Here is a 17,966-nt window from a genome sequence, read left to right on the forward strand (position 1 = left end):
AAAAGCAAAAGGCCAATTTAAACTGTACCCTATAAGATGGACACTTTGAAAAAGTCCCTCTTATAGGGTATTTTTGTATATATATATATCGGGATTCTGGGGGCAATAAAATGACAAAACGAATATTTTCTAAACAGGAACAAGAGCGACTGAGATGTAATCCTTATGTAAAGGCCGTGAGCGAAAAAGGTATCACCTACTCCGAGGATTTTAAGCGTCACTTTATTGTGGAATATGAGAAAGGGAAATTGCCTGTATGGATATTTGAAGAGGCTGACCTGGATATTGAACTGATAGGTAAACAGCGTATCCAATCCGCTGCTAGACGCTGGAGTGCCGCTTACCGCAACGGAGGCGTAAACGGTTTACAGGATTCACGTGCAGGGAACTCAGGCCGTTCTAGAGAGCGTGACTTGACACCCGAGGAGAAAATCGCCCGGTTAGAAGCGAAAAATCAATTACTGCGTGCGGAAAATGAATTACTAAAAAAGCTCGACTTACTGGAGAGGCAGGCGTTGAAGAAGAAATAAACATTCCGGCAAGCGTAAAATTCGAATTAATCCATGACACCATGACTAGGTACGGCTTGAAGCGGATGGTCAGCTACTTGTGTGAAGTGATGGGCGTCTCTCGTTCCGGTTACTATAATTATTTCGCGGAACAATCGTCACAAAAACGCGCAGCACACGAACAGGTAGATGAACGCCTGAGGGACCAAATTCTAAAGGCTTATCGCTTCAAAAAGCGCAAAAAAGGGGCACGTCAAATTAAAATGACGCTTCAGAATCACTATCACATTACCTATAATCTCAAACGCATTCGCCGAATCATGAAGAAATACGGGATTGTGTGTCCGATCCGCAAAGCGAATCCATATCGACGCATGGCGAAGGCGACCAAGGAACACCGCACATGCCCGAACCTGTTACAGCGTAATTTCAAACAAGGAACAGCCGGAAAAGTCTTATTGACTGATATCACCTATTTAACTTACAAAGGCGGGAAACGGGCCTATCTTTCAACGATTAAGGACGCAGAGACCAATGAAATTTTAGCCTATGAAGTCTCCTCCTCCCTTCATTTAGAGATTGTGCTAAACACCCTGCAGCAATTGAGACGACATGACCATCTGTCAGAAGGTGCCTTTATTCACTCCGATCAAGGTTTTCATTATACAAGTCCAGAAGTCCAAGCAGTGATCAAACGAATGGGGCTGGGTCAATCTATGTCTAGACGGGGCAACTGTTGGGATAACGCCCCACAGGAATCATTCTTCGGGCATTTCAAGGATGAAACAAACATCAAAGAGTGTGAAACGTTAGAAGAAGTCATACGTGAAGTGAAGAGTTATATGACATACTACAATCATCATCGTGCTCAGTGGAATTTAAAAAAGCTGCCGCCTGCAAAATACAGACAACAGCTTCAACTAATAGCCTAGACTTTTTTATCATTGTCCTTTACAAAGGGTACACTTCACGATTGGGTGGGTGCTTTTTTTCAAGTATGCACTAATTTGTAACAAGCATATTGAACTTATTGCTAATTTCATTTAAGCTCTGAGTTCTCAAATCAATTTGTTTATTAGCCAAACCTTCTAATTCCTTATACTGCGACAGAGTTTTTTCGTATTCATCTTGTGATATGATGTTTTTCTGGAGGGCTGCGGCCAAAATAGCTTTACGAAGGTTAATTTCTTCAACTGAAATATTTTTCATAACCTCACTCCCTTTATTAATATTCTACATCACTAGCCGCTTCATTGGAAGAGGCATTTGTCTCGTGTCCATTTATGTCTGACTGGAGATCCCTTACCATCTCATTCAATACTCCTTCGATAATGACTGCATACAACTCCCCAATCAACTGTATATTCTCGTCCATTGGTTCCCTTGCATCTATTGTTAATATCCCATAAACATCAACAGGTATACAAATGAGAGCTTTATAGGTTCCGGAAGAATCGGCAGAAGACCAATCACTATCGGTAGTGACATCAGATAAGTTTATAATTTGTTTTTTTCTGAAAGCTCTACCTGCTATGGAATCATGGATATCTAACTTTCTATTCGAAATATATGTATCAGGAAAACCTGCGCTCCCTGTATAAAGTGTTAGAGCTTCTTCATCGTCTCCTTCTTTTAACCAAAATCCGCATCTATGGCGCTCGCTTCCAGATGATTTGATATCTGCAGCTATTGCTTCTACGATCCTTTGGATAAAAAATACATAACCATCTGATTGATCTCTAACTAAGTTATTCAAAGAATTTACGAAAGAACGAGCATTTATAGTTACATTTTGATATTGTAAAGCCTTGTTTCTTTGAGCATTTATTTCTGCTCTTAAATCACCTACGTCATCTTGAAGAGAAATCAATCTGTTTTCTCTGCCTATGGCATCAGAGTACCTTTTAACTGCAAGCCATAGAGTTCTAGATATTATTATAAAGATAAAAATAAATATCACTGATGTAATAGTAATTACCCAATCAGGTATCCTTAAAAACCATTGTGTTATAAAATGTTCCAATAACATCATCCTCCTTTTGGTAATTATAATTGGAATCTATAAATTGTACAACTTCATATCCTTTACAAACGAACGTTCATTCCCTATAATGTTTTTAAATGAGGGGAACGAGTGTGCGTAAAATATTAGAGAAGTCGGTAAAGTATGGCGAGACATTAGAAGTCATGTATATGTCCAAGACGAATCCACCCATCACTTTTTCAGGTTAAGCAAAGTCTGTACTTTCCATATCGGCATTCATTTGCAATAAGGACCACATAGTGAAGGTTTTAACTTTCAATGTATTCGACTTCACGCTGTACACCATCGAGGAAGAGGTAAGCTACTTCTTTTTGGATTAACCAATCAGGAAATCGGTAAGCGTCTAAAACATGTGAGAGAGAATGATCTTGTGTATGGGGAGTTTGGGAAGTGGCTTGAGAGTGTGGATATGGATCACAGGCAAGCTAATCGGTTTATGAAAGTAGTGAATGAGCTACCAAATTCGACAACGTTACCTAATTTGGGCGAAACAGCTTTATATCTAATAGCAACCCTGCCCGAACCAGAACGAGAAAAAGAACATACTTTTCCATCAGGTGAAACTAAAACACCTGATGAAATGACTGTGCGTGAATTACAGGAAGTGAAATGGGTGTGCTCAAAATTGAGCCTTCCTATTTACCATTCATAATTGAAAAGTGAGTAGGCGAATGCATTTATGGAGGGAGTAAGAATTTGATAAGAACAATAGGAGGGCGAGTCATTGTGATTCGTCTTTTTTATTTGTGTATAATTATTATTCGACTTCACTGTATAACTTACAGCATTCCATAATGATTAAGTTAGTATAAATATTCATAAGTAGACTAGAACACATAGTATTGCTACGTAGGCTTAATATTGATGAGGTGAACTTAAATGAATGGAAATAAGAATGTAAAAGTTTCAGAAGCCGCTAAAGTAATTGGTAAATCAGAACAGTTTGTGCGCATTGGATTACAACGGAATATATTGCCGTTTGGTTACGCGGTGAAGATGTCTAGCAAGTGGACGTATCACATATCACCTAAGTTGTTAGAAGAATACATGGGTCTATATAGAAAGGATTGACTGTAAATGAATAAAGCCAGAAGAGTACGTGGCGCGAAGAGCTTGTCCATTTATCTCAAAACTGAGGGTTGCCCAATATCAGAATCTACTATATATAGGATGATGCGAGAAAAAAGAATACCATATATGAAACCGTCGACAGGGATCTTGCTATTCAATTTAGATTCTATTGATAAATGGTTAAAAGAAACGGAGGTATGGGGATGAGTGTGAAAAATAACATGCCGTCTATTGAAACGCAAAAGAAAATGCACGCTTTTTTCATGAGAACTTCAGCACCCCGTATTTATCGAAAAATAAAAGAGCAAGAAGAAGCGGAGAGACTAGCTAGAGAAGAGAAGAGAAGAAAGAAGAAAAATAATTTTTCACAGCAAAATTCGAGAATGAAATAGGTCGGCTCAAAATTGAGCTGTCAGATTCACGGTCCGTTTTTGGGCCGATCAAAAATTGGTGTGGTTGACTACCCGAATTTTGGGAGTTAGAAATAGATGTCCTCAATTTTGAGGAGATGTGACGGTCCAAAAGTGGACTGTCGAATAATCGCCAGTGAAAGAAGTTTATAAAAATTCAATATTAGGATACAATGGCCGAAAGGGGGAATTATTGTGAAAAAATATCTGTTGTTGCCTACGTTGGCGCTCTTGCTTGCTGCGTGTGGAAGTGAAGATTCACAGGAGCCAATGCAAGAAAGTGAACAGCCGGATGTTATTATAGAAGATGAAGAAGTGGAAGGTATGTATACAAGTGATCCAGTGGAATTCGCAGACAAAGATTCTGACTTGATTTATCAAAGTGGAGAAATGAACTTAGAAATTGTTGCGCGATATAAAAATGACGATACAGATTCAAATGGTTTCAATACAGTTTCTTTCGATGGTTATGATTATAAGTTTGCAGTCGTAGCTATTGAAGGGTTTGGAGAGAAGCCGACTATCGCAGTCCTTGGAGAGACGGAGAACAATACAGAGGACTCAGTAGCGTTTAATTCAGACGTAGAAATTGTTACTGATAAGGGAGATCAGGAGCGTAGTTATGACGGAGTAGGACGTTCTGAGCCAGGGGTAAAGAAGAAAGCGTTCATCACGGTGGATATTGAGTATGGTGTTCCGGATAGCTTTAAACTTACTATGCAGCCGCCTATGAAAGAGGTCGGAGAAGACCAATATGAAGAAGGTCATTACGGAGAGCCTAAGGTTTTTGAATTTGAAAAAGAATAATACATTTAGCGTCTACCTGGTTAGGTAGATGCTTTTTTTGTTACGATCTTATCCACTTCTGTCCATAGCCCGCCTAAGATTTTTGTAAGCCCCAAACTAGCCCCAATTCAGCCCTTGATTTTAGCAAGCATCGTGGAATATTTTATGAAAGACTAGGGAATAAAGAGAGTTGGGGTCACTTGGGGTTAATTTGGGGTTAAAATTCTTATAAAAGTCTATAAACAGCTTAAAAAACATGTTACACTTTAAAATGAAAGTTGCAATTAAGGGCTATATAAAGGGTTTCTTATAGATAGGCATAATGATGACAGATACCTTGACAGGGTGGAGGTCGCTGGTTCGAGCCCAGTCGGAGTCATAGGTGCCAAACCTAAGTTATTTACCGTCGGAACACGGTTTATAACAATAAGCAGTCCTATTAGACCGAATGTCTAGGGGCTGTTTTTTTATGTCTAGATTTCAATTGGTTGTATAATTACTATTAAATGATAATCAAACACACTGATCAAACATGCGGTGTATACTTATAGTGCGAGCACCTATTTAGATAAGCAGGAGGGCTAAAATACGATGAAAAGAAAACAAGTAACATCTAACGTAAGAGAATACACGGTGGAAGAACCAATTGAACTACTACCGTATTTATTGAAGATCATGTCAAAAAGTAGTCGGAACTCGGTGAAATCTATTCTTACACGTGGCCAAGTGATGGTGGATGGTCAAATGACAACGAAACATAATCAGCCATTGGCTCCTGGACAAAAGGTCGAAATCCAAAGTAATAAAGCGGCTATAAACGTATCGAAGTTAGTGGGTGTATCTATTCTACACGAAGATGATGATCTCATCGTGATCAATAAAGATGCAGGCGTTCTTTCTGTAGCTTCAGAAAAAGAAAAAGATCAGACTGCATACAAAGAAATTATGAAGTACGTAAAGAGAAGCCGTCCTGACAATCGAATTTTTGTCGTGCACCGTCTGGATCGAGATACATCAGGTGTGATGATGTTTGCGAAAAATGAAGAGACACAGCAAGCTTTGCAAAGTACATGGAATGATTCCGTAAAGGAACGTTTGTATACTGCACTTGTCGAAGGGAAAGTACGAACAGAATCTGGAACTATTTCTTCTTGGTTAACCGAAAATAGTGCGTTCAGAGTGTATTCAAACCCTACGGACAATGGCGGTCAGCATGCCATTACTCATTATAGGAAAGTACAGGCAAATAAAGATTTTTCGCTGTTGGAAGTACTTTTGGAAACCGGTCGAAAAAATCAAATTCGTGTGCATATGGAAGAATTGGGACATCCCGTTGTGGGAGATAAAAAATATGGTGCTACAGGCAATCCGTTACGCAGGGTGGGACTTCATGCTACAGCATTGGCTTTTTTACATCCACGTACAGGGGAGCTAGTTCGATTTGAAGCAGAAGTGCCTCAGGTTTTCATTACGCGTTCTAAATAATAAACCATCCAATTTGCAGTTCCTTAATCTTTCTAAGGAACTGCTTTTTCACGTTAACTCATTCAAACGGACGTTTGAATGGTTAAATTGACAAAATATCCGGAATTGCATATACTAAAGCTAATCAATCAAATGGACGGTTGAATGATAAGGACGTTAAAAAGAACGAATTGCTGAGAGGACTGGTTACATGACTTCTGAGAAAAATGTCTATCGCCTGCAGAACTTATCCTGCACAAGTTGTGCTGCGAAATTCGAGAAGAACATCCGACAGATTGATTCTGTGGAAGATGTGCAACTGAACTTTGGAGCATCCAAGTTAACAGTTGCGGGAGAGGCCTCTCTTTTGCAATTAGAAGAAGCAGGTGCATTTGACGGGATCAAAGTATTCCCTGAAAAACAGCGGATTAGTAAACAGCATACGCCATTTTGGAAAAAACGTGAAAATCAAACGACTATTGCTTCGCTCATTTTACTACTAGCAGGGTATGCAGTATCTACCACGAATGGTGATCATAACTGGCTATCGATTGCTCTGTTTCTCTCCGCTATTCTAATTGGCGGATTCAGCTTGATGAAAGAAGGATTAACGAATCTTTCCAAACTTGAATTTGATATGTCTACATTGATGACCATCGCAGTCATCGGTGCCGCGCTCATTGGCGACTGGGCAGAAGGTGCAGTAGTCGTCTTCTTGTTCTCAGTCAGTGAAGCGTTAGAAAGTTACTCCATCGATAAAGCTAGAAATTCTATTACATCATTAATTGAAATTGCTCCCACGACTGCGACTGTACTCCGTGGTACTACTGAATATGAAGTAGATGTGGAAGACTTGCGAATCAATGATGTCATATTAATTAAACCCGGACAAAAAATTGCAATGGATGGTGAAGTCATTCAAGGTGACTCGTCCGTAAACCAGGCCGCGATTACAGGTGAGTCTTTGCCTGTTCATAAGGCAGTTGGAGACGAAGTATTTGCAGGCACATTGAATGAAGAAGGGGCAATGCAAGTCCGTGTAACAAAGCTTGCTGAAGACACTACCATCGCCAAAATCATACACTTAGTAGAAGAAGCACAAGCGGAAAAAGCACCGACACAACAATTTATTGACCGTTTTGCGAAATACTATACACCAGCTATTTTAATTTTTTCGTTACTGATTATGATCATACCGCCACTTTTCATGGGGGGAGTATGGGGTGAATGGTTCTATAAAGGCCTTGTCGTGTTAGTAGTCGGTTGTCCTTGTGCATTAGTCATTTCCACTCCTATTGCAATCGTTACAGCAATCGGCAACGCTGCACGTAATGGAGTATTGATCAAAGGTGGCATCCATTTAGAAGAAACAGGACAAATTCAAGTCGTGGCGTTCGATAAAACAGGCACGTTGACTGAAGGACGTCCTGAAGTAACAGATGTCTTGACGGTTTCGTCATTAACCGAAGATCAAGTATTGCAACAGGCAGCGTCTATCGAGAAGTTTTCTCAACATCCATTAGCCTCATCGATTATGCGAGCGGCTGAGAAATTACCACTTGGATTACTAGCGGTAGATCAATTCCAATCCATTACTGGCAAAGGTGCAAAAGCTGTGATTGGAGAGCATGTAGTGTATGTAGGCAGTCCCAATTTATTCAGAGAAATGAATACAGTAGAAGAGTCAATTGAACAGCAGATTCTAGTATTGCAGAAGCAAGGCAAAACCGTCATGCTCGTCTGGTCTGAATCGAGGCTAGAAGGAATGATAGCAGTAGCGGATCAAGTCCGTACAAGCAGCCAGAAGGTCATCGAGAAGCTTCGTGAGATGGGTAAAAGGACTGTGATGCTCACGGGAGACAACGATTCAACCGCTCAAGCAATTGGAAAGCAACTCGGCTTATCGGAGGTCAAAGCAGAATTATTACCTGACCAAAAAGTCGAGATGGTTAAATCATTGACTCAATATGGTAAAGTGGCAATGGTAGGTGACGGAGTGAACGACGCACCGGCGTTAGCTACAGCAAATATCGGTATTGCGATGGGTGGTGCAGGAACTGATACTGCACTTGAAACAGCAGATATTGCACTGATGGCAGATGACTTGGAGAAACTTCCTTATACTATTAAATTGAGCTCACGCACTAAACAAGTTATTTTACAAAATATTTCAATCGCACTGGGTTTAAAAATCATTGCGTTATTACTCATTATTCCAGGCTGGCTAACATTATGGATGGCGGTCATGGCGGATATGGGTGCTACTGTCATTGTCGTAATAAATTCATTGCGACTCATGAAAAACAACATATGACCTAGCAGAAACTTCAGTCGAATAAATCGTCTGAAGTTTTTTCTATTGAATAAAATGGTAGACTAATCATAAGAACCATCATGAGGAGTGTGGATATTTTGGCAATGACCGATCTGGAACTTGAAATGATTATGAACAAACAGAAACAATATTATACATCTGGAGTTACACGTAGTATTTCATTCCGAAGAATGATGTTAGAAAAACTGTATAAAGCGATTCAAAAACATGAAAAAGAAATTTCAGATGCATTGCATAAAGACCTGCACAAACATCCATTTGAAGCATATGTAGCAGAAATAGGATTCGTTTTATCCAGCATTACCCATATGCTCGATCACTTGGATGAATGGGCAGCCCCTGAAAAAGTGAAAACACCGCTCCATTTACAACCGGCAACGAGCTTGATCGTGAAAGAACCATATGGCACTGTATTGATTATCGGACCGTTCAATTATCCGTTCCAACTATTAATTGATCCGTTAATTGGTGCGATAGCAACAGGAAATTGCACCGTGTTAAAACCTTCAGAAGATGCAAGTCATACAGCAGCTATTGTAGACAAGATGATTTCTAGTGTATTTCCACCGGAGTATGTATCTGTAGTGCATGGTGAAAAAGAAGAAACACAACTATTACTTGGTGCGCCATTTGATTATGTATTCTTTACTGGAAGTGCAAAAGTAGGGAAAATCGTCATGAAAGCTTGCGCAGAGAGATTGACCCCATTGACGTTGGAGTTAGGCGGAAAGAGTCCAGCTGTTGTCGACCATACTGCGGATATCAAAAAAGCAGCGGAGAAGATTGTGTGGGGGAAATTCATGAATGCAGGCCAAACGTGCATAGCGCCTGACTATGTATTGGCTGACGTGTCGATTTACGATGAATTAATCCATGAAATGAAAAGCGCTATCCGACGTTTTTACGGGAAGGACGCACAAAAGAGTACGGACTACGGACGCATCATCGCAGACCGTCATTTCGATCGATTAGCGAAAATACTAGATCAAGATCAAGCATATATCGTAGAGGGCGGGAAGACAGATGCTACGGATAAATATATCGAGCCGACCATTTTAGCGCTGTCAGACTGGAAGAGTGCCAGTATGCAAGACGAATTATTCGGTCCGATCTTGCCTGTCCTGCCCTATGATAATTTAGGTATCGCAATTCAGCAAATTAGCATGTTGCCTAAGCCACTCGCTGCATACTTTTTCACTGAGAACGACGAGGCAGCTGATCATTTCATTGAAGTATTACCATTTGGTGGCGGTTGCATCAATGATACGATCTCGCATGTTGCAAATATTCATCTACCGTTTGGTGGGATAGGGCCTTCTGGCATGAATCAATATCACGGAAAAGCAAGTTTTGAAACGTTCTCTCATTCAAAATCCATGATGAAAAAGAGTACGGCAGTCTCGGTACCCATTGCGTTTCCTCCATACAAAGGTAAGCTTCCGTTAGTGAAGCGTATCATTCGCTAACGGTAGCGAAATCCAAACTTTCGTCCACGCACTTTGCTGGCTTTCGACCTGCAAAGTGCCTTTGTGGTCCGCAATAATTTTCTTTGTAATTACCATACCGAGCCCTGTGCCATCTTCTTTTGTAGAAAAGAAAGGCTGATCAATAGATGCTAAAGTCACCTGATCCATTCCGCACCCGTCGTCCTCAATGCAAACGTGGAGAGTTTCTTTTTGGACTGTCAGTGAAATTGTAATGTTTCCACTGTGCTCAATGGCATCACAACTATTTGACAGGATATTGTAAAACACTTGACGCAGTGAGGACTTGTCGCCTTGGATAGGAAGTTCTATTTTCTCAGCATGCAGTTGACAGGTAATCCCATATCTTTCAAACATCTCATCAAATTCGATGATCACTTCCTCGATGACTTCTAGAATAGAAAGTGGTGTAGTATCATGTAAAGTTGGTTTTGCTAATGCTAGGAAATCTGTCACGATTTGGTTGACACGGCTGATTTCATTCCCCATAATTTCTGAGAAATACGAGTAAGGATTCGCGGGGTCTTGATTCATCATTTGAATAAATCCTGTGATGGCGGTCATAGGATTTCGTACTTCGTGGGCTACTTTCGCTACAATCGTACTCATCGTTTGTAAACGCTCAAATTCAAGCATCTGTTGCTCCATTTGTAGGCGGCTCGTGATGTCGCGTGCAATATGAGAAATAGCCACCACTTCATTGTGCTCGTTAAAAATCGGTGTCATGCTAATTTCTGCTTGAAATAGTGTGCCATCTTTACGCATTTCGGTTACTCTTTCATTAGCTAACGATTGACCTTTATACAATAACTCACAACGTGTATGTACTTTTTTATATTCAGTTTCAGGATAAAACGAAATGGATTTCCCTAAGCACTCTTCCAAAGTCCAACCATATAACTGTTCGAATGCAGGATTACAAGTAATTATATTATCATCCAAATCGAACACGGAGATCGCATCCTGTGACTGCTCAAAAGATAAATCTAAATAATTCACATAACGTACGGTAGAAATAAAGTTTTTTGACATTTGATAGACACTCCATTCAATAATCTAGGGTGGATGTGATGAATAAAGACGCGTATGATATGGGTAATTGATTCATTATATAATACATTATTTTAAGGAATTAAGAATCATTTTTTAATGAAAGATATTTATTTGTTATAATGAGTAGAGTTATTCACCAATCTATTGGAGGAAATCACATGAATACGAAAGAATTACTATCTGTATTACCTGTAAAAACTATAAAAGGAACATTGCCGGAAAATGTGACAGACGTGGCGGTGGATTCACGAGCTGTTCAGGATGGTGGAGTATTTGTCTGCCTGAAAGGTTATACAGTGAACGGCCACCAATTTGTCAAGAATGCATTATTGAGTGGTGCACGTGTTATTATTGCATCAGAGCCGATCTTGATAGATGAAGACCGCACAGCGGTAGTGTATGTTGAAAACACTTCGAAAGCGATCGAGTTACTGGCGTCAAAGTACTATCAGTATCCTTCAAAGCGTATGAAGATGATTGGTGTAACTGGAACTAATGGAAAAACGAGTGTCGGCAATATCATTCATGACATGCTGCGACAGACTGAAGAAAAGACAGCGGTGTCAGGGACGATTGGTTTCAAATTAAATGATATTCTGTATGAAACAGAAAATACGACGACTGATGTTTTGACTACCCAGCAAATGATTGCACAAGCTGCAAATGAAGGTTGCGAATCGATGATTATGGAAGTTTCTTCACACGGCTTAGTTGAAGGTCGACTGGCAGGAACAGAATTTGATATTGCGATTTTCACTAACTTAACGCATGACCATTTGGATTACCATAAAACGATGGAGAATTACAGTGCAGCGAAAGGTTTATTGTTTGCGCAACTAGGCCAGCAGCTGGATCAGGAAAAGTTTGCGATCATCAATGCAGATGATCCGTGGAGCAGTAAAATGATGGAAATGACTTCGTTTCCTATCTTTACATACGGAATCCATGTGAAGTCTTCGTTCCAAGCAACGTCGATCGAAATGCAGTCAAACTATACGAGATTTCAATTGCAAGCACCAGACGGAACGTTCACCGTCACGATGCCGTTAATAGGTGAGTTTAACGTCTATAATTCCTTGGCAGCCATTGCAGCATTATATGCCAAAGGAATGGCGACGAAAGATATTTTACCGCTGATCGCGAACGTATCGACTGTGAAAGGTCGTCTTGAAAAAGTGGAAACCTCTCTACCACTGACAATTTTCATTGATTATGCCCATTCACCAGATGCAATTGAAAAAGCAATTGCTACCGTCCAACCTTTAAAAAAAGAAGGCAATCGTCTTCTATTCTTGATTGGAACAGGAGGCAATCGTGATCGTCTGAAGCGTCCCATCATGGGTGAAAAAGCAGCAGCTGCAGATTATGTCGTCTTTACAACAGATGATCCACGAGATGAGCCGTATGAGTCGATTATATCGGAACTTAGTGCCACGATGCCGCATAATCAGTACGCATGTATAGGAGATAGAGAAGAAGCAGTACGCCATACTATTGAACAAGCGAATGCCGGAGATATCATTATATTTGCCGGAAAAGGTCATGAAGATTTTCAAATTATCGGCAATACAAAATATGCGCATTCAGATGCACAAATTGCACTTGAAGAAGCGGCTAAAAAGTTTGGCGACACCACGATTAATAAATGAAGTGCAGTTTGAATTTGAGAGTCTATAGTTTTTTAGTCAATTCAATGAAAAACATTGAAATGCATCCCTATTCTCTCTATGATAGAAAACGTAAGCAAAAGGAGAGTACGATTGATGCAAAAGAATAAACATGATGAAATTACTTCGCGACGAACGTTTGCGATTATTTCTCACCCGGATGCCGGTAAAACGACAATTACTGAAAAGTTACTATATTTTGGCGGAGCGATTCGCGATGCTGGAACAGTTAAAGGAAAGAAATCAGGAAAATTCGCTACGTCTGACTGGATGGAAATTGAAAAACAACGAGGTATATCGGTTACTTCCTCTGTTTTACAATTTGACTATGCGGGCAAACGCGTCAATATTTTGGATACACCAGGACACGAAGATTTCAGTGAAGATACGTATAGAACATTGATGGCAGTGGACGCAGCCGTCATGATGGTCGATTCGGCAAAAGGAATTGAGCCACAGACGATTAAATTGTTCAAAGTATGTAAAATGCGTGGAATTCCAATCTTTACATTCATCAATAAAATGGACCGACAAGGTAAAGAACCATTGGAGTTAATGGAAGAATTGGAAGAAGTATTAGAAATCCAATCATACGCAATGAATTGGCCAATCGGTATGGGAAAAGAGTTCCTAGGTATTTATGACCGTTTCAATCAACGTATTGAGTTAGCGCGTCCGAATACAAGTGAAGAACGTTACCTTCCAATCGACGAAGAGGGCGAGCTTGCGGTAGAACATTCCATGAAAGAGACATCTTATTATAAGCAAGCGTTAGAAGATGTCATGCTATTGAATGAAGCAGGAAACGACTTCGATGAAGAACGTATTGCGAAAGGTGATTTAACACCTGTATTTTTCGGTAGTGCGTTGACTAATTTTGGTGTTCAAACGTTCTTAGAAACGTTTCTACAGTTCGCACCTGAGCCGCAACCTAGACTAACAAAAGACGCTGAATACGTAGATCCAGAGTCTGACGTTTTTTCAGGCTTCATCTTCAAAATTCAAGCTAATATGAATCCTGCACATCGGGATCGTATTGCATTTGTCCGAATTGTCTCAGGTGAGTTTGAACGTGGCATGACTGTAAATGTCCCACGTCTTTCAAAGAATTTTAAGTTGTCTCAAACGACTCAGTTCCTTGCGGATGATCGTGAAACCGTCAATCAGGCAGTAGCAGGTGACATCATTGGTTTATATGATACCGGTAACTATCAAATCGGTGATACAGTCATCGGTGGTAAAGCTAATTTCCAGTTTGAAGCACTTCCGCAATTTACTCCTGAGTTATTCGTTAGAGTAAACGCTAAAAACGTAATGAAATCCAAACAGTTTCACAAAGGAATCTTACAACTTGTGCAAGAAGGTGCTATTCAATATTATAAAACCTTGCATACTGAAGAAGTCATTCTCGGTGCAGTAGGTCAGCTTCAATTCGAAGTTTTCGAACACCGTATGAGAGCAGAATACCACGTGGAAGTTCAGATGGAAACGATGGGATCCAAAGTAGCACGCTGGATTGAAAACGAAGAAGATGTAAAAGAGACTATGGCAGGACAACGTGCATTACTCGTAAAAGATCGACATGAACGTAAAGTATTCTTGTTTGAAAACGACTTTGCGATGCGCTGGTTCCAAGATAAATTCCCAGATATCAAGCTATATAATCAATTATAAATTATAGAACATAAGACCCGGACGGATTACTGGTAATCCGTCCGGGTTATTTGTTCAAATTGTGAATAAATGCAGCGCTTATTCGCTAGTATTCGAGCAAATTGTGATGAAAATACCTTACTTAGGTGGTATGGTGTAGAGATGAAAAGGCTCCTTAGTTGGAGTGTTGAGAAAAGAGAGGAATAGATAAATGAAGATTAGTAGCTTTTCGGTCAAACGTCCCGTATTTACGTTAGTCACCATGTTTCTCGTCATTATTTTGGGTGCAGTATCCTTCTTTAAAATCCCTGTCACATTGATTCCTGACTTAAATCCGCCTGTAGCAGTAGTTGTCACGAATTATCCGGGTGCTTCACCGACAGAAGTGAGCGAGAAAATTACCAAACCATTAGAAGAAAGTTTATCGACAGCTCCTGGCTTAAAGTCGATGCAATCTTCTTCTCAAGAAGGCGCCAACTTAGTATTTCTACAATTTGATTGGGATTCTTCGATTGATGATGTCCAAATGGATATTCTCCAACGGATTGATCAAGTAGAGGTGCCCGATGGTGCTAATAAACCACGTTTCATGAAATTTGACCCTTCTCAATTTCCGGTCATCCAACTATCTTTACGTTCCGTCGATAAAGATACGGATATACGAAAAATCGCAGAAGAGCTGGAGAAAGAATTACGCCGTATTGAAGGTGTAGCCAGTGTGAACGTGTCAGGTAAAATCATCGAAGACGTTCAAGTGATTTTAGATCCTGATCAATTAAAAAAATATGGTTTAGCACAATCAGACGTCGTGCAAGCGATACAAGCTAGTAATGTATCTATGCCAGGCGATCCGATTGACACGAGTGATGGAAGAAAGTTAACTACAAGAATCTTAAGTACGATTCAGAGTATCTCGGATGTACGAAGTATCCAAATAGGTGCCAATCCGCAGACTGGTGACAAAATCAAAGTCTCAGACGTAGCAGACGTAGCCCTGTTGGAGCCGAAAGTACAAACAGAAACACGAGCCAATGACGAACAGGCTGTATTATTGTCTGTACTTCAAGAGTCGGGAGCCAATACTGCAACTGTCTCTAAAGAGTTTAAAAAGTCATTGGATAAGTTATTGGAGAAAGATGCATATAAAGATATTGAATCGGATGTTATTTTTGACCAAGGGGACTATGTACAGCTGGCAATCGGCAATATCGGTCAGTCATTGATTCTCGGTGGTTTGTTTGCCATGCTTGTGTTATTTGTCTTCTTACGTGGAATTAAGAGCCCAATTATCATTGGCGTTGCGATTCCGTACTCGGTTATTGTGACATTTGTTCTTATGTATTTTGCAGACTTCTCATTGAATATTATGACACTCGGTGCACTTGCGCTGGGTATTGGTATGTTAGTCGATAATGCGATTGTCGTGATAGAGAATATTGAGCGACATTTAGCCATGGGGAAAACGCCAACTGAAGCAGCAAAAGATGGTTCGAAGGAAGTAGGCGGCGCTATAACTGCGTCTACGTTAACTACTCTAGCTGTATTTGTACCGGTAATCTTCATTACGGGGATCATTGGTCAAATCTTCACGGAGTTCGCATTAACGATTTCATTCAGTTTATTTGCATCGTTAGTCGTTGCATTGACTGTCGTGCCGATGCTGGCAAGTCGTTTGTTGAAGACGCCAACTGAAGAAACTCTCGAGAAAAAGAGCCATGTGAAGAAAAATCAGAGATTCGAAAAATCTGTTAAATGGGCATTAGGACATCGTTTACTCGTGTTACTACTAACGACTGTTTTATTGGCAGGAAGCGCATTCGGGATTTTAAAAGTAGGAACGGAATTCTTACCTGCTACGGATGAAGGGGCTTTCAGTATTAATGTTGCGTTACCAAATGGTGCTTCACTTGATGCGACAGACGACGTAGTAAAACGAATAGAAGAAGAAATGAAGAAGCAAGACGACGTAGAAGTGTACGTCAGTTTAGTCGGTGGAACGCAACAAAGCATGGCACAAGGCGGATCAGAAAGTAATATGGCGGAAGTGTATGTGAAGCTAATTCCGCTCGACGAACGTGATCGCTCTGTCTTTGAATTTGTAGACAAAGTACAGCCAATCGTCGAGCATGAAATCGGTGATGATGCAGAAATTAGCTTCAATTTGCAAACCGCTGCTGGATCAAGTCCAAATACATTATCATTCTCTCTTCATGATACAAATGAAGAACGTTTAGGTAATGCAGTATCTAAGTTAGATAAGAAGTTACGTGAGCTGGATACCGTGACAGATGTGGAAAATGATTTAGTAGATACAGTAGAAGAAATAAAAATTGAAGTGGATCGTGAAAAAGCTTCAGATGTCGGATTGGCGCCGTATCAAATCGCGCAAACGGTTAGTGACGTTACGCGAGGTGTCTTTGCTTCACAAATCGTCTTTGAGAAAACTGGCGAAGTAGTCGGAGTAAACGTAGGGTACGATGAGCGTTTCCGCAATAGTATAGATAAGCTAAAGGAATTGGAATTAAAAACACCGCTAGACACGTTTGTTAAGTTGAAGGATATAGCGAATGTCGAAATCGCAGAAGGTCCTGCAACCATTGTGCGTGTAGACCAAGCACATTCCATCGCCTTTACGGTGAAATATCTATCCAGTGAATCATTGGGGGATATGACGAAAAAGGTAAATGATATTGTGGATGATCTGGATCTACCTAGTGAAGTGGAACTTTCATACGGTGGAGATCGTGAGTTATTTGAAAGCGCGATTAACGATATGCTGTTAGCGATTGTATTGGCAGTAGTCTTAGTATATATCGTAATGGCTGCACAGTTCGAATCGTTCAAATATCCATTCGTTATCATGTTTTCGGTACCTCTTATGCTAATTGGTGTTTCACTGGGATTAGTCTTTACGAACACACCGGTCAGTGTAACGGCAGTCATCGGTCTTCTCATATTAGTGGGAATAGTCGTCAACAACGGGATTGTATTGGTTGATTATATTAATCAACGTAAAGAAGCAGGACTCAGCTCGTACGATGCAATTATATCATCTGTACGCGACCGTGTTCGTCCTATCTTGATGACGGCCCTGACCACTATTTTAGGCTTACTACCGCTAGCTCTAGGACTCGGTGAAGGTTCTGAGTTGAATCAGCCGATGGGTATTGCAGTAATTGGTGGATTAATCAGTTCAACATTCCTGACGTTGTATATTGTTCCGATCATTTACAGTTTATTAGATCGTGACACACGCAGAGGTATGAAGACGCCAAAAAAAGCACGACCCGTAACGGAAGAAGATCAACCCGTCACGGTAACTGAAACGGTCACCGTGACCGAGACAGTAACGGAAACTGTCACTGTGAGAGAAACCAAGTAATTCAAAAAGCCGGCAAATGGGATTTTCCATTTGCCGGCTTTTTTATAGGATGTTGAATAATTTACACAAAAGAATAATATAGTAGGACTAGTAATGTATACGACAGTG

Annotated in this window: 15 protein-coding genes; 12 read left to right on the top strand and 3 right to left on the bottom strand. The window is 40.3% G+C overall.

Annotated features, from left to right (window positions below):
* Window positions 1-110 precede the first annotated feature (110 nt).
* Window positions 111-1,441, top strand: a protein-coding gene (locus CSV61_RS02145; protein ID WP_369824265.1) for an IS3 family transposase whose coding sequence is annotated in 2 segments (ribosomal slippage) — window positions 111-524 and window positions 527-1,441 — 1,329 coding nt in all. Because the reading frame shifts where the segments join, the coding sequence is not laid out codon by codon here.
* A gap of 70 nt (window positions 1,442-1,511) precedes the next feature.
* On the opposite strand, the gene CSV61_RS02150 is transcribed toward CSV61_RS02145, so the two are convergent.
* Together CSV61_RS02150 and CSV61_RS02155 are read right to left on the bottom strand one after the other, a co-directional pair.
* Window positions 1,512-1,718 carry a hypothetical protein gene (locus CSV61_RS02150; RefSeq protein ID WP_099637946.1) on the bottom strand — a complete coding sequence of 69 codons (207 nt, stop codon included), beginning with the start codon at window positions 1,716-1,718 and terminating at the stop codon, window positions 1,512-1,514.
* 16 nt (window positions 1,719-1,734) lie between these two features.
* Window positions 1,735-2,532 (bottom strand): GAF domain-containing protein, encoded by a 798-nt coding sequence (locus tag CSV61_RS02155; protein WP_099637947.1) that lies wholly within the window; start codon window positions 2,530-2,532, stop codon window positions 1,735-1,737.
* Between the two features lie 283 nt (window positions 2,533-2,815).
* Here CSV61_RS02155 and CSV61_RS02160 point away from each other — a divergent pair, with 283 nt between their 5' ends.
* From CSV61_RS02160 to CSV61_RS02195, 8 genes are all read left to right on the top strand, one after another.
* Entirely contained in the window at window positions 2,816-3,205 is a 390-nt protein-coding gene (locus CSV61_RS02160) for a DUF3102 domain-containing protein (RefSeq protein WP_483315640.1), read from the top strand.
* 227 nt (window positions 3,206-3,432) lie between these two features.
* Window positions 3,433-3,624 carry a hypothetical protein gene (locus CSV61_RS02165; RefSeq protein ID WP_099637949.1) on the top strand — a complete coding sequence of 64 codons (192 nt, stop codon included), beginning with the start codon at window positions 3,433-3,435 and terminating at the stop codon, window positions 3,622-3,624.
* 6 nt (window positions 3,625-3,630) lie between these two features.
* Complete coding sequence (locus tag CSV61_RS17165) at window positions 3,631-3,831, top strand: helix-turn-helix transcriptional regulator (protein WP_099637950.1); 201 nt, start codon at window positions 3,631-3,633, stop codon at window positions 3,829-3,831.
* Window positions 3,828-4,016, top strand: a complete 189-nt coding sequence (locus CSV61_RS02175) for a hypothetical protein (protein WP_199173572.1) — start codon at window positions 3,828-3,830, stop codon at window positions 4,014-4,016. The genes CSV61_RS17165 and CSV61_RS02175 overlap by 4 nt, the downstream gene beginning before the upstream one ends.
* Before the next feature lie 213 nt (window positions 4,017-4,229).
* Window positions 4,230-4,841 (top strand): hypothetical protein, encoded by a 612-nt coding sequence (locus CSV61_RS02180; protein WP_099637952.1) that lies wholly within the window; start codon window positions 4,230-4,232, stop codon window positions 4,839-4,841.
* A gap of 570 nt (window positions 4,842-5,411) precedes the next feature.
* Complete coding sequence (locus CSV61_RS02185; RefSeq protein ID WP_099637953.1) at window positions 5,412-6,305, top strand: RluA family pseudouridine synthase; 894 nt, start codon at window positions 5,412-5,414, stop codon at window positions 6,303-6,305.
* Between the two features lie 190 nt (window positions 6,306-6,495).
* On the top strand, window positions 6,496-8,598 hold the full coding sequence (locus CSV61_RS02190; RefSeq protein WP_099637954.1) for a heavy metal translocating P-type ATPase: 2,103 nt from the start codon (window positions 6,496-6,498) through the stop codon (window positions 8,596-8,598).
* A 98-nt stretch (window positions 8,599-8,696) separates the two neighbouring features.
* Window positions 8,697-10,085, top strand: coding sequence for an aldehyde dehydrogenase (locus tag CSV61_RS02195; protein ID WP_369824266.1), 1,389 nt, complete (start codon window positions 8,697-8,699; stop codon window positions 10,083-10,085).
* Here CSV61_RS02195 and CSV61_RS02200 read toward each other — a convergent pair.
* Window positions 10,062-11,135, bottom strand: coding sequence for a two-component system sensor histidine kinase NtrB (locus tag CSV61_RS02200; protein WP_099637955.1), 1,074 nt, complete (start codon window positions 11,133-11,135; stop codon window positions 10,062-10,064). The two genes, CSV61_RS02195 and CSV61_RS02200, sit on opposite strands and share 24 nt — an antisense overlap.
* A 179-nt stretch (window positions 11,136-11,314) precedes the next feature.
* Between CSV61_RS02200 and CSV61_RS02205 the strand changes: the two genes are divergently transcribed.
* From CSV61_RS02205 to CSV61_RS02215, 3 genes are all read left to right on the top strand, one after another.
* Window positions 11,315-12,805 (top strand): UDP-N-acetylmuramoyl-L-alanyl-D-glutamate--2,6-diaminopimelate ligase, encoded by a 1,491-nt coding sequence (locus tag CSV61_RS02205; RefSeq protein ID WP_099637956.1) that lies wholly within the window; start codon window positions 11,315-11,317, stop codon window positions 12,803-12,805.
* Between the two features lie 114 nt (window positions 12,806-12,919).
* On the top strand, window positions 12,920-14,497 hold the full coding sequence (locus tag CSV61_RS02210) for a peptide chain release factor 3 (protein WP_083035285.1): 1,578 nt from the start codon (window positions 12,920-12,922) through the stop codon (window positions 14,495-14,497).
* 190 nt (window positions 14,498-14,687) lie between these two features.
* Window positions 14,688-17,858 (top strand): efflux RND transporter permease subunit, encoded by a 3,171-nt coding sequence (locus CSV61_RS02215; RefSeq protein ID WP_099637957.1) that lies wholly within the window; start codon window positions 14,688-14,690, stop codon window positions 17,856-17,858.
* Window positions 17,859-17,966: the final 108 nt, after the last annotated feature.

It is taken from the genome of Sporosarcina sp. P3, from assembly GCF_002743415.1.
In the GTDB taxonomy this organism is placed as follows: domain Bacteria; phylum Bacillota; class Bacilli; order Bacillales_A; family Planococcaceae; genus Sporosarcina; species Sporosarcina ureae_A.